The 13121-nt window shown below is 70.6% G+C and carries 12 protein-coding genes and 1 pseudogene; 10 read left to right on the plus strand and 3 right to left on the minus strand.

The genetic code is table 11. From position 1 onward, the window contains the following. The first annotated feature begins 195 nt into the window (after positions 1-195). Entirely contained in the window at positions 196-1077 is an 882-nt protein-coding gene (locus FB559_RS28365; RefSeq protein ID WP_185792437.1) for an MHYT domain-containing protein, read from the plus strand. Between the two features lie 29 nt (positions 1078-1106). Here the strand turns inward: FB559_RS28365 and FB559_RS45795 are convergent. Next, a pseudogene (locus tag FB559_RS45795) lies at positions 1107-1389 on the minus strand (transcriptional regulator); the annotation flags it as partial. Between the two features lie 170 nt (positions 1390-1559). Next, a complete protein-coding gene (locus tag FB559_RS28370) occupies positions 1560-2186 on the minus strand; it encodes a TetR/AcrR family transcriptional regulator (RefSeq protein ID WP_141959332.1) in 627 nt (208 codons plus the stop codon). Positions 2187-2265: 79 nt separating this feature from the next. Here FB559_RS28370 and FB559_RS28375 point away from each other — a divergent pair, with 79 nt between their 5' ends. Both FB559_RS28375 and FB559_RS28380 read left to right on the plus strand, forming a co-directional pair. Next, entirely contained in the window at positions 2266-3210 is a 945-nt protein-coding gene (locus FB559_RS28375; protein ID WP_141959334.1) for a zinc-binding dehydrogenase, read from the plus strand. A gap of 136 nt (positions 3211-3346) precedes the next feature. After that, positions 3347-4459 carry a glycosyltransferase gene (locus FB559_RS28380; RefSeq protein WP_141959336.1) on the plus strand — a complete coding sequence of 371 codons (1113 nt, stop codon included), beginning with the start codon at positions 3347-3349 and terminating at the stop codon, positions 4457-4459. A 151-nt stretch (positions 4460-4610) separates the two neighbouring features. Here the strand turns inward: FB559_RS28380 and FB559_RS28385 are convergent, their stop codons facing one another. Beyond that, entirely contained in the window at positions 4611-5351 is a 741-nt protein-coding gene (locus FB559_RS28385) for a GntR family transcriptional regulator (RefSeq protein ID WP_221640211.1), read from the minus strand. A gap of 172 nt (positions 5352-5523) precedes the next feature. Between FB559_RS28385 and FB559_RS28390 the strand changes: the two genes are divergently transcribed. The 7 genes from FB559_RS28390 to FB559_RS28420 all read left to right on the plus strand — a co-directional run bounded on the left by FB559_RS28390 (position 5524) and on the right by FB559_RS28420 (position 13077). Then, complete coding sequence (locus FB559_RS28390) at positions 5524-6522, plus strand: Gfo/Idh/MocA family protein (protein ID WP_141959339.1); 999 nt, start codon at positions 5524-5526, stop codon at positions 6520-6522. Further along, entirely contained in the window at positions 6519-7379 is an 861-nt protein-coding gene (locus FB559_RS28395; RefSeq protein WP_221640212.1) for a TIM barrel protein, read from the plus strand. Before FB559_RS28390 ends, FB559_RS28395 begins: the two co-directional genes overlap by 4 nt. A 17-nt stretch (positions 7380-7396) precedes the next feature. Further along, positions 7397-8320: a 5-dehydro-2-deoxygluconokinase gene (iolC, locus tag FB559_RS28400; protein ID WP_185792615.1), complete on the plus strand. Its 924-nt coding sequence runs from the start codon at positions 7397-7399 to the stop codon at positions 8318-8320. Then, entirely contained in the window at positions 8317-9204 is an 888-nt protein-coding gene (locus FB559_RS28405; protein ID WP_141959343.1) for a Cgl0159 family (beta/alpha)8-fold protein, read from the plus strand. The genes iolC and FB559_RS28405 overlap by 4 nt, the downstream gene beginning before the upstream one ends. Beyond that, entirely contained in the window at positions 9201-10055 is an 855-nt protein-coding gene (gene iolB, locus FB559_RS28410; protein WP_141959345.1) for a 5-deoxy-glucuronate isomerase, read from the plus strand. Before FB559_RS28405 ends, iolB begins: the two co-directional genes overlap by 4 nt. After that, the gene (iolD, locus tag FB559_RS28415; protein WP_141959347.1) at positions 10052-11926 is read left to right on the plus strand and encodes a 3D-(3,5/4)-trihydroxycyclohexane-1,2-dione acylhydrolase (decyclizing); all 1875 of its coding nucleotides are present in this window, start codon (positions 10052-10054) and stop codon (positions 11924-11926) included. The genes iolB and iolD overlap by 4 nt, the downstream gene beginning before the upstream one ends. A 173-nt stretch (positions 11927-12099) precedes the next feature. Further along, entirely contained in the window at positions 12100-13077 is a 978-nt protein-coding gene (locus FB559_RS28420; protein WP_141959349.1) for a sugar ABC transporter substrate-binding protein, read from the plus strand. Positions 13078-13121: the final 44 nt, after the last annotated feature.

Raw genomic sequence — 13121 nt, forward strand, 5'->3', positions numbered from 1 at the left:
GCCAGTACCAGCGACTTCACGGACAGAAATCTCATCAGTCAACCTTTGATCACGCAAAGTCACGCATCGTGGCGTGGTGAATTTGTCCGTTTAAATCCTTGTTTTCGGGTATCGACGAGGCCACCCTGTCACTCTGACTGAAGATCATGGGGCGGAGCTGGGGGAATGGCAGTGGCTCATCTGAATGACTTTGCTTTGGGTTGGTTCACCCCGGTGCTCGCCTACGCGGCGTCGGTCACCGGGTCCCTGTTCGGCCTCCTCTGCACGGTACGCGCGCAGCAGTTCCGCTCGTCCGGTCAGCACGTCCGCTGGCTGCTGCTCGCCGCGCTCGCGATCGGCGGCACGGGCATCTGGCTGATGCACTTCTCGGCCATGATGGGGTTCGGCGTCCGCGGCTCCGTGGTGCGATACGGCATTCTGCTCACGGGCGGCAGCGCGATCGTGGCCGTGGTCGTCGTCGGATGTGGCCTGTTCATCGTGGGCTACGGCGAGCCCACGCGTAAAAAGGTGATCTGGGGCGGGGTCTTCACCGGCCTCGGGATCGCCGGGATGCACTACATGGGAATGGCCGGGATGCGCGTTCACGGCGAGATCAGCTACAGCGTCCCGCTGGTGGCCGCGTCTCTCCTGATCGCGATCGTCGCCGCGACGGTGGCGCTCTGGTTCACCGTCTCGCTGCGCACTCCGGCGGCGCTCACCGCCGCCGCGCTGATCATGGGCATCGCCGTGTGCGGCATGCACTACACCGGCATGGCGGCGCTGCGCGTACGCCTGGTGCCGGACGCGCAGACCGTGACCGGAGTCGACCCGATCAGCTTCATGGTCCCCGTCATCGTCGTCGCGTTCATCATCTTGACGGTCCTGCTGCTCGCGGTCATCACCGGGCCCACCACGGAGGACGTCGAGATCCGGAACCAGCTGTTCGAGCGGCCGCCGTCCGCGTTCTCGCCCGTCGACCTCCTCACCGGCCCGCAGATGCCCCACGCCCAGAGCGGCCAGCACGGCCCGTACGACCAGCCCGGCCCGCACGACCAGTCCGGTCAGCAGCCAGGCCAGCACCGCACCCACCACAACTGACATGAAGGCGGACGCCGCGGTGGCCCGCCGATCTCGCGATAGGTCAGCCCCTTCGCGACGAAGCGCAGCACCTCGGTCTCCCGATCGGTCAGCCGGGGACCGCTCACCGGCGTCCCGCCGAGGCGGCGGTACTCGCCCAGGACGAGGGCGGCCAAGCCGGGGGAACACCGTCTCACCCGCCGCCGCGGCACGGATCGCCGCGGTCACCTCATCGAGCCGTGCGGATCTGAGTAGATAGCCGGTGGCACCCGCGGTCATGGCCGCCAGGACGTTCTGGTGTTCGCCACTCGCCGACAGGATGAGCACGTCCGGCGAGCCGGTCACGCCGCCGGTGCCGTTCCCGCCCGCTGTTGTCCGGGTCTATCAGCGGCCATTACGTGGTGCGTCCGGTACGTGACCGTGGCTCGACATTTCCGGCCTGCCGGCGGAAGGGGTGAAGGCGAACCTGGCCGGTCCTGGACGCCGACCACCGGCTGGGTGCGTCAACTCCCGAGCAGGGCGAAGGTCAACGTTTCGTTGAGCCAGGTCTCGGACTGGTCCAGTGACCAGCCGAGGTCGTCGGTGCGGATGAAGTAGGCGGCGTTGCAGAGATAAATCCATAGCAGGTCAGTGGCTCTGTCGACGTCTACGCCCGGGCGAAACGCGCCCATCTCCATGAGCCGACGGGCGGTCAGGGCCAGCCCGCCGCGCAGGCCTTCGTGGGCGATCCGCTCGCTCTCCCGCACGCCCGGCTCCTGCACCGCCGCCGCAGCGACCTGACGCATCAGGCCGGACCACTCCTCGAACTTGACGCGCGTGGTGTGCACGACGAAGCGGATCAGGTCCCGCGGCTCGGTGATCGACTCGATCCGGGCGAGGATCTGCGGGATGTTCTCATCCTTGGCGCCCGCCTCGATCAACGTGCGCAGTAGTCCGTTCTTGCCACCCCCGACCGCGTACACGGTGGCCGGTGCGACGCGGGCCGCCTTCGCGATGTCCTCGACCTTCGTTGCGAAGTACCCCTTCCGCGTGAACAGCTCGCGGGCGGCCTCCACGATGGCCTGCCGCGTGAGTTGCGCGTACTCGGATCTTCTTCCTGGCGCGGCGGCACCGTCCGGCTCGTTCGTCATGACGTGGATCTTATCCACTACACTACTCATCAGAGTCGACTCTGATGAGTGGACCACGACCCAAAGAGGATGTGTGACTATGCGAGCGGTATGGCTGAGAGAGTTCGGCGGACCTGAGGTACTCGGCGTCGAGGAGACCCCGGAGCCGGTCCCCGCCCCGGGGCAGGTGCTGATCCAGGTCGAATATGCCAACATCACGTGGGTCGAGACCATGTTCCGTGCGAATGGCGTTGGACCGTTCCCGCAGCCGCCGCTGATCCCCGGCAACGGGGTGGGCGGTGTGATCGTCGCGGCGGGATCCTCGTCGGAGGAACCACTGGTGGGCAAACGGGTCGTGACCGGCACGGGCGGCGCCGGCGGCTACGCGGAGCTGGCCGCCGTCAACGCCGCTTCCGTGATCGAGGTGCCGGCGGATGTCCCGACTGACGACGCCGTCGCCCTGCTCGCGGACGGGCGCACCGCTCTGATGATCATCGACGCCGCCGGAATCAAGCCCGGTGATCGGGTGCTGGTCGAGGCGGCGGCCGGTGGTGTCGGCTCGCTGCTCGTGCAGCTGGCCGTGGCGGCGGGTGCGAATGTGGTGGCCGTGGCCGGCGGCCCCCGCAAGGTGGCTCTGGCACGAGAACTCGGTGCTGGCGAGGCGATCGACTACCTGGAGCCGGGATGGGCCGAGGCGGTCGGGCGGGTGGACGTCGTCCTGGACGGAGTCGGCGGCGCCATCGCCGAGGCCGCGTTCGACCTGCTCGACCGCGACGGCCGGATGATCAGCTTTGGCTTCAGCTCCGCCGCTGACTGGCCGGACGTGTCGGAGCAGGCTGCCACCGAGCGAGGCGTCCGTGTGCGGCGTGGCGTCTTCGGCAAGCCCGATGAGCAGATCCGGCGCAGCACCGAAGCCCTCGCGCTGGCCGCTGCGGCCCGGCTGCGGCCGGTGATCGGCCAACGGTTCCCGCTCGAGAGGGCCGACGACGCACACCGTGTGATGGAGAGCCGCGCCGCCGTCGGCAAGACCCTGCTCACCGTCTGAGCGAAATAAACCACCATTCGCTTTTCTGCTTCCCTGCCCGGCGGATCACCCCCCGGCGCACGTGCCCACCGACGACTGAATCCATTTTCGAGCGGCCGTCGGCCGGCCCTGGCTCTCACCACCTAAAGGAGTTTTCATGCGCATTCTTTTCTCCAGCACGCCTGCCTTGGGGCACCTGCTGCCGATGCTGCCGCTGGCTGCCGCGGCCGGCCGTGCCGGTCACGAGGTCGCATTGCTCAGCCATCCGTCCATGGCCTCGTTCGCCGCTGGAATGCCGTGCCTTCCAGCCGGTCCGAGTGTCCCGGAGACTTTGGACGACGTCATCCGGCGTACCGGGATCAATCCGATGGAGGACATGGTGGGCGGGGCGGTCCATTTCTTCGTTGAGTCCCGGCTGATCCTGGGCGCGGAGGCCGGGCTCGCCGCCGCCAGGGACTTCGCCCCCGACCTCGTCGTCACCGACATGGTCGACTACCTGGGCCGGTTCGCTGCCGCTGCGCTCGGCACCCCCTGGATCTCACATGGGGCGGCCCTGCCGCTCGACGCGCGGCTGGCCGCCGCGTTCGACCAGGCCGCCGCCGCCCGCTTCCCTAAGTATGGGGCGACCCCCACAGCGCCCGTCGCCTATGTCGACCCGTGGCCCGACAGCCTGCTTCGGGACGGCTACGCCCTGCCCGCCGAGCGGATGGCCATCCGGCCGGAGCCGCATTCCGACGAGAACAGCACCTGGTCCCGGCCGCGCTTCGCGGGCCGGGAAGACCGCCCGTTGATCCTGGTGACCCTGGGCACGCTGGTCGAAGACCCCGCGGCTCTCGTGCCGATCCTGGACTCGCTGGCCCCGTTGGACGTCAACGTGATCGTCGCCCCGCACTCCGCAACAGACCTGGGAGACCACCAGGTCGACTCCACGCGGGTGCACCTGGCCGGCTTCGTTCCGATGAAGCAACTGTTGGAAGGGGTCGACTTGGTGGTGGCCGCTGCGGGGGCAGGCACCGTGCTGTCCGCGCTGAGCGCCGCCCGTCCGATGGTCCTGCTCCCGACGGGCTTGGACAAACCGGTCAACGCCGCACGGGCCGCCGAGGCGGGCGCGGCCGTGGTCGTCGATGCTCCGGATCAGATCGGTGCAGCGGTTGCTCGGGTGCTCGCCGACCAAGCGGTGGCCGATGGCGCCGCGGCAGTGGCTCAGGAGATCGCCGCGATGAACTCCGCCGACGAGGTGCTCGGGCTCCTGCTGAAGCGCCTCGGGTAACCCGACTCCAGGGGGGCCGAGGTAGTGCCACGCCTTGAGCTGGTGGCGTACCAGGCACGGGCGTGGGGTCGCCCCGATCGACGGGGGCTGTACGTTTTCGGGGTAACTCCTTGATCAGGAGTTACCCCGAAACGACAACTGACCACGATGGTCAGCGCTCGACCAGCGTGAGGGTGAAGGAGTAACGGCTCGCCCGGTACACGTGGGTGCCGTACTCGATGGCGCGGCCCTTGTCGTCGAACGCCGTGCGGGTCATGGTGAGCAGCGGTACGCCACGGCGTTCGTCGAGGAGGGCGGCCTCGGCCGTCGTGGCGCCGCGGGCGCCGATCGTCTGGTGCGCGATGCGCAGGTTGACCCCGGCCGCCCGCAACGTCTCGTAGAGGCCGTGTCCCTCGAGCTGCTCGACGGTCAGCTCCACGATGTCGGTGGGCAGGTGGTTGGTCAGCAGGGCGAGCGGCTCGGAGTCGCTGAGCCGGAGCCGCCGCAACCGGATGACGTCGGAGCCGGGCGGCAGGCCGAGGTCCTTGGCGAGGTCGTCGCCGGCGGGCACCGTGGCCAGCTCCAGCACCTTGGTCCGCGGCGAGCGCTGGTCGGCGGCCAGGTCGTCGTACAGGCTCGTGAGCTCGATCGGGCGCCGGACGTGCGCCTGCACCACCTGCGTGCCGACGCCGCGCTTGCGCACCAGCAGGCCCTTGTCGACGAGATGCTGGATGGCCTGGCGCACGGTCGGGCGGGAGAGCCCGCACCGGCCGGCGAGCTGGACCTCGTTCTCCAGCCGCGAGCCCGGGGTGAGCGTGCCCTCGCGGATCGCTGCCTCCAGCTGCTCGGCCAGCTGGAAGTAGAGGGGAACCGGACTGCCCCGGTCGACGGTCAGTGCTGGTCGCTGCACCACTGGATCCTCAAGTCGGCTGGTGGCGATCTTAGCGTTGCCCACTAAGTTTGGTATTACCTCTTAATGTCATTACAAATCATTGACATACGCGGAGATCCCGAAGCAGACTGCGGGAACATCGAGTTAACCCGCTCGTAACGCAGCTGGCATACGTCGACCCGCGGAGGACCCTATGAGAATCGGGCTCGCCGGAGCCGGGCGCATCGGGGCCCGGCACGCCGAAACCCTGCGTGACCTGCCCGAAGTCGAGTCAGTGGTGATCGCCGACGTCGATGCGGGCCGGGCGCGGGCGCTCGCGGGCAAGCATGCGGCGCGGGCGGCGAGCACCGTGGACGAGCTCTTCGCCTCCGGCCTGGACGGGCTCGTCGTGGCCGCCGCGACGGACGCCCACGCGGAGCTGGTGACGCGCGCGGTGGAGTCCGGGATGCCGGTGTTCTGCGAGAAGCCCGTTGCGCCGGACATCGTTGGAACGCTCCAAGTCATGGCGGCGGTCCAACGCGCCGGCTCACCGGTCCAGATCGGCTTCCAGCGCCGCTTCGACGCGGGACACGTCGCGGTGCGGGACGCCGTGGCGACGGGCCGGCTCGGCTGGCTCCACACGGTCCGCTCCTGCACGCTCGACCCGGCACCGCCGCCGGCCGGCTACATCCCGGTGTCCGGCGGCATCTTCCGCGACTGCGCGGTGCACGACATCGACGCCGTGCGGTTCGTGACCGGCCGCGACGTCGTCCAGGTCGTGGCGGTCGGCGCCAACAAGGGCGAGGACTACTTCGCCGAGAGCGGCGACGTCGACACGGGCGCCGCCCTCCTCACCCTCGATGACGGCACGATCGCCATCATCTGCGAGACGCGCTACAACGCCGCCGGCTACGACGTACGGCTGGAGGCGCTGGGCGCCAAGGACAGCCTGGTCGCGGGCCTGAACGAGCACACACCGCTCACCCTGGCCGACGGCGACCTGCTGGAGGACGGCACCCCCTACACCGGCTTCCTCGAACGCTTCAGCGACGCGTACGCCGCCGAGATGCGCGTCTTCCTCCAGGTCGTGGACGGGCGGGCGGACAGCCCGTGCCCGCCCAAGGAGGCGCTCGAGGCGTTCTACGTCGCCGAGGCGTGCGAACGATCCCGCCGCGAGGCACGTGCCGTGACGATCGAGGAGGTCCGCAAGTGAGGATCGCGGGGGCGCCGATCTCCTGGGGCGTGTGCGAGGTTCCGGGCTGGGGCCACCAGCTGGATCCGGACCGGGTGCTCGCCGAGATGCGCGACGCGGGTCTGGCCGCGACGGAGTTCGGCCCCGAGGGATTCCTGCCGGCCGACCCGGGGGAGCGGTCCGCGCTCCTGAAGTCCTACGGGCTGGGCGCGGTCGGCGGCTTCGTCCCGGTGGTCCTGCACGACCCGTCCATCGACCCGCTCCCGTACGTACGGCGAGCCCTCGCCGGGTTCGGCGACGCCGGGACGCTCGTACTCGCGGCGGCCACCGGCCTGGACGGCTACGACGAGCGGCCCGCCCTGACCGGCGACGGCTGGCGGACCCTGCTGACCAACCTCGACCGCATCGCCGCGTACGCCGCCGGGGCGGGCGTGCTCGCGACCCTGCACCCGCACGTCGGCACGGTCGTGGAGGGGCCCGAGGAGGTCGACCGGGTCCTGGCCGGCTCACACATCCCGCTGTGCCTGGACACCGGGCACCTGCTCATCGGCGGCACCGACCCGCTGGCCCTGGCGCGCAGGGCGCCGGACCGGATCGCGCACGTCCATCTCAAGGACGTCGACGCGGCCACGGCCGTCCGGGTACGGGCCGGTGAGGTGACCTACACCGAGGCCGTACGCGAGGGCATCTACCGTCCGCTCGGCGCGGGCGACATCGACATCCCCGGCATCGTCGGCGCGCTGACCACCGCGGGCTACACGGGCTGGTACGTCATGGAGCAGGACACGATCCTCGGCGCCGACCCACGGCCGGGCGCCGGACCCGTCGGCGACGTCCTGCGCAGCGTCGCGTTCATGGAGAAGGTGGCTTCGGCGTGAGGGATGAGCTCATCACGATGGGACGGGTGAGTGTCGACGTCTACCCGCTGCAGATCGGGGTGCGGCTCGAGGACGTCACCTCGTTCGGGAAGTACCTCGGCGGCAGCCCGACCAACGTCGCGGTCGCCGCGGCGCGCCACGGCCGGAACGCCGCCGTGATCACGCGGACCGGCGACGACCCGTTCGGGCGCTTCGTCCACCAGGCCCTGCGCGGGTACGGCGTGGACGACCGTTTCGTCACCGCCGTACCCGGGCTGCCCACACCGCTGGCCTTCTGTGAGATATTCCCCCCGGACGACTTCCCGTTGTACTTCTACCGGTATCCGAAGGCCCCTGACATGGAGATACGTGGCGACGAGCTCGACCTCGACGCCATACGGGAGGCGAAGGTCTTCTGGGCGACGGTGACCGGCCTGTCCGATGAGCCCAGCCGCTCGGCCACGCTCGCGGCGCTGGCGGCCCACGACGGGACCACCGTCCTGGACCTGGACTACCGGCCGATGTTCTGGGAGTCGCCGGAGGCCGCGCGGCACTGGGTGGACAAGGCGCTCGACCACGTCACCGTCGCGGTCGGCAACCAGGAGGAGTGCGCGGTGGCGGTGGGGGAGAGCGATCCACGCCGCGCGGCGGAGGCACTGCGGGACCGCGGCGTACGGCTCGCCGTCGTCAAGCAGGGACCCAAGGGCGTGCTGGCCGCCGACGATGAGGGTGTCGTCGAGGCGCCGCCGGTCCAGGTGGAGGTCGTCAACGGGCTCGGCGCGGGCGACGCGTTCGGCGGCGCGCTCTGCCACGGTCTGCTGGCCGGCTGGGACGCCGGCCGCATGATCCGGTTCGCGGGCGCGGCCGGCGCGATCGTCGCCTCGAACATCGCCTGTTCGGACGCGATGCCGACCACCGCGGAGGTCGAGGCACTTCTCTCCGAGCGCGCGGAGGACTCGTGAGCGGCCCGTTCGCCGAGCGGCTCGGCGGCCTGACCGGGATCCGCGCGAACCGTCCCAAGGCCGTCGCGGAGGCCGCGGCCCGGCGGGTCCGGCGGTCCGCGCTACTCGGCCCGTCCGGCCGGCTGATGATCATCGCGGCGGACCATCCGGCACGTGGCGCGCTCGCCGTCGGCGACCGCCCGCTCGCCATGGCCGACCGTACCGAGCTGCTCCGCCGGCTGTGCGTGGCGCTGGAGCGGCCGGGGGTCGACGGCGTGCTGGGCACCCCGGACGTCATCGAGGACCTGCTGCTGCTCGGCGTCCTGGACGACAAGGTCGTCATCGGCTCGATGAACCGCGGCGGCGTGTCCGGCGCCGCGTTCGAGATCGACGACCGGTTCACCGCCTATGACCCGGCCGCCATCGCCGGGCAGGGCCTGGACGGCGGGAAGATGCTGCTGCGCATCGACGATGACGACCCGGCCACCGTGCGCACGCTGGAGAGCTGCGCGAACGCCGTGACCGGGCTGGCCCGGCAGGGGCTGATGGCGATGGTCGAGCCGTTCGTCTCCCGGCGCGCCGGCGGACGGGTGCGCAACGTCCTGACCGCGGACGCCATGACGCGTGCCGTCGCGATCGCCTCCGGGCTCGGCGCGACCTCGGCGTACACCTGGCTGAAGGTGCCCGTCGTGGAGGAGATGGAACGCGTGATGGCGGCGTCCACCCTGCCCGCGCTGCTGCTCGGCGGTGAGGTCTCCGCCGACCAGGACACCGCGCTGGCGGGCTGGCGCAAGGCCCTGTCGCTGCCCAGCGTGATGGGTCTCGTGGCCGGCCGCACCCTGCTGTATCCCCCAGGAGACGACGTCGCGGCCGCCGTGGACGCGGCGGTGGAGGTCATGACGTGAGCAAGCACCATCTGCCCCAGGGGAGCACGGCGGCCGGCCCGTACGGCCTGGTCGTCACCCCGGAGAGCGCGGGCTGGGCCTACTCCGGGCTGCGCACCCTGGACCTCGATGGCGAGCACGTCTTCTCGACCGGCGACGAGGAGATGCTCGTGCTGCCGCTCGGCGGGAGCTGCGCGGTCGAGTGCGACGGCGAGACCTTCGAGCTCACCGGGCGCGAGGATGTGTTCTCCCGCGTCACCGACTTCGCGTACGTGCCGCGTGACGCCACCGTACGGGTGCGGGGGAGTGGCCGGTTCGCGCTCCCCTCGGCGCGGTGCGAGGCCCGGCTGAACCCGAGGTACGGCCCGGCCGGGGACGTGCCCGTCGAGCTGCGGGGGGCGGGCGTCGCCAGCCGCCAGGTGAACAACTTCTGCACCCCTGAGGCGTTCCCGCACGCCGACAAGCTGATCGCGTGCGAGGTGCTGACCCCGGGGGGCTGCTGGTCCTCCTACCCGCCGCACAAGCACGACGAGGAACGCCCCGGCGAGTGCGTCCTGGAGGAGATCTACTACTTCGAGGTGGCCGGCGGGGGCATGGCCTACCAGCGGGTGTACGGGACCGAGGAGCGGCCGATCGACGTGCTCGCCGAGGTGCGCACCGGCGACGTCGTGACGATCCCGCACGGCTGGCACGGCCCCTCGATGGCCACGCCGGGCTATGACCTGTACTACCTGAACGTCATGGCCGGTCCGTCCCCGGAGCGTGCGTGGCTGATCTGCGACGACCCCGCGCACGGGTGGATCCGGCAGACCTGGGACGGTCAGGAGACCGACCCCCGCCTTCCCCTCACCTCGGCAGCGGAGCAACGATGAGGCTCACCACCGGACAGGCGACCGTCCGCTTTCTCGCGAACCAGTGGTCCGAACGCGACGGCGTGGAACAGCGCTTCTTCGCCGGCTGCCTGGGCATCTTCGGGCACGGCAACGTCGCCGGGATCGGCGAGGCACTGCTGGAGGCCACAAAAGAAGAGGGCGCCGCCGAGCTTCCTTATTACATGGCACGCAACGAGCAGGGGATGGTGCACACCGCCGTCGGGTTCGCGCGGGCGCACGACCGGCTGCGGACGTTCGCCTGCACGACCTCCATCGGGCCGGGCGCGACCAACATGGTCACCGGCGCCGCCCTGGCGACCGTCAACCGGATCCCGGTGCTGCTGCTGCCCGGCGACATCTTCGCCACCCGCGCCGCCAACCCGGTACTGCAGGAGCTGGAGGACCCGCGCTCGTACGACGTGTCCGTCAACGACGCGTTCAAGCCGGTGTCGAGGTTCTGGGACCGGATCAACCGCCCCGAACAGCTCCCCTCTTCGCTGCTGGCCGCGATGCGGGTGCTCACCGATCCTGCCGAGACCGGCGCGGTGACCCTCGCCCTCCCGCAGGACGTGCAGGCCGAGGCGTACGACTGGCCGGAGGAGCTGTTCGCCCGCCGCGTCTGGCACGTCGCGCGGCCGATGCCCGAGCTCGCCGCCCTGGAGCGGGCCGCCGAGGTGATCCGCGGGGCCGAGCGCCCGCTCATCGTCGCGGGCGGCGGCGTGATCTACGCCCGCGCCACCGGCGAGCTCCGTGCCTTCGCCGAGGAGACCGGCATCCCGGTGGGGGAGACCCAGGCCGGGAAGGGGGCGCTGCCGTGGGACCACCCGCAGGCAGCGGGCGCGATCGGCGCCACCGGCACCACGGCCGCGAACGCCCTGGCGCGTGAGGCCGACGTCGTCATCGGGATCGGCACCCGCTACAGCGACTTCACCACGGCCTCGCGCAGCCTGTTCGGCCGTGCGCGGTTCGTCAACCTCAACGTGGCCGGGTTCGACTCGGCCAAGCACGCGGCCACCGCGCTGACCGCCGACGCGCGTACCGGCCTGGCCGGTCTGCGCGGCGCCCTGGACGGCTGGTCGGTGCCGCCGGCTTACCGTTCGGAGACCCGCGAGCGGGTGGCCGGATGGAACGCGCTCGTGGACGAGGCGTTCCGCGCCTCCGCCGAGGGCCTGCCCGGCCAGGCCGAGGTCCTCGGCATCGTCGGCGAGGTCGCGCAGGCGCGTGACGTGGTGGTGTGCGCCGCCGGCTCCATGCCGGGTGACCTGCACAAACTATGGCGACCGCGGGATCCGAAGAGCTACCACGTCGAGTACGGTTACTCATGCATGGGGTACGAGATCGCCGGCGGGCTGGGCGTCAAGATGGCTCTGGACGAGAGCGACGACCCGGGCCGCCAGGTGTTCGTCATGGTCGGCGACGGCTCCTATCTCATGATGTCCAGCGAGCTGGTCACCGCCGTGCAGGAGGGCGTCAAGCTCGTCGTGGTCCTCGTGCAGAACCACGGCTACGCCTCGATCGGCAACCTGTCCGAGTCGGTGGGCGCGCAGCGGTTCGGCACGCGTTACCGCTACCGGACCCCCGGCGGCCTGGACGGTGACGTGCTCCCCGTCGACCTCGCCGCCAACGCCGCCAGCCTCGGCGCCCAGGTGCTCACCGCGCGTACCGCCACCGAGTTCCGCGAAGCGCTCGTGGCCGCACGCGCCGCGTCCGTCACCACGGTCGTCCACGTCGAGACCGATCCGCTGCGGCAGGCGCCGGACGGCGAGGCGTGGTGGGATGTCCCGGTCGCCGAGGTCTCCGGGCTGGACACCGTACGCGAGGCCCGCGCGCGCTACGAGAAGGACAAACAGGCACAGCGCTTCTATTTGTAGATCCCCGTCCCGTAACCGAACAGAGACGGTCTGCGCCGGTTTGTGGCCGGTGGAGCCGATACCCTCACGCCACCCGCGGCCGGACTGCACGCATGGCAGCTCGCATCCTCCTGCGAACGCCCCATGGCGCAGGGCGCCACGGTAAGCGTGCCACTGAGAGGAGACCGATACACATGAAGCGAAAGGTGATCGCCACGGCCTTGGCGGGGCTGCTGGCACTGAGCGCGTGCAGCAGCTCGGGCGGGAAGAAGGCCGACGACCAGGCGACCAAGGCGCTGGGCGGCGGCGGCCCCCGGATCAAGATCGCCATGGTCACGCACTCCGCCCCGGGCGACGCGTTCTGGGACATCGTGCAGAAGGGGGCCAAGTCCGCCTCCGCCAAGGACAACGTCCAGTTCCTGTACGCCGCGGACCCCGACGGCGGCAAGCAGGCCCAGCTGGTCCAGACCTACATCGACCAGCACGTCGACGGCATCATCGTCACGCTGGCCAAGCCGGACGCCCTCAAGGACGTCGTCGCCAAGGCCGTCGCGGCCAAGATCCCCGTCGTGACGATCAACTCCGGCGCCGAGGACTCGGCCAAGTTCGGCGCGATCGCGCACTTCGGCCAGGACGAGAGCATCGCCGGCCAGGCGGCCGGCGAGCAGCTCAACAAGGCCGGCGTCAAGAAGGCCGTCTGCCTGATCCACGAACAGGGCAACGTCGGTCTCGAGGCGCGCTGCGCGGGTGCGAAGAAGACCTTCTCCGGCGACCTGCAGAACCTCTTCGTGCAGGGCGCGAACATGCCGCAGGTCAAGTCGGCGGTCACCGCCAAGCTCCAGGCCGACAAGGGCATCGACGGCATCCTGGCGCTCAACGCCCAGGTCGCCCTCACCGCCTCCGACGCCGCCAAGGACGCGGGGAGCAAGGCCAAGGTCGCCACGTTCGACATGAACAAGGACCTGGTCACCGCGATCAAGGACGGCCGCATCCAGTTCGCCGTCGACCAGCAGCCCTACCTCCAGGGCTACGAGGCCGTCGACGAGCTGTGGCTGTACAAGAACAACGGGGACGTCATCGGCGGCGGGCAGCCCGTCCTCACCGGGCCGGCGATCGTCGACAAGTCCAACGCGGACACCGTGGCGCCGTACGCGGACCGAGGCACTCGATAGGAACCGCGGGGCGCCTCCCTCGGCGGGGGCGCCCCGCGCCGGAA

The organism is Actinoallomurus bryophytorum (assembly GCF_006716425.1).
Lineage (GTDB): Bacteria > Actinomycetota > Actinomycetes > Streptosporangiales > Streptosporangiaceae > Actinoallomurus > Actinoallomurus bryophytorum.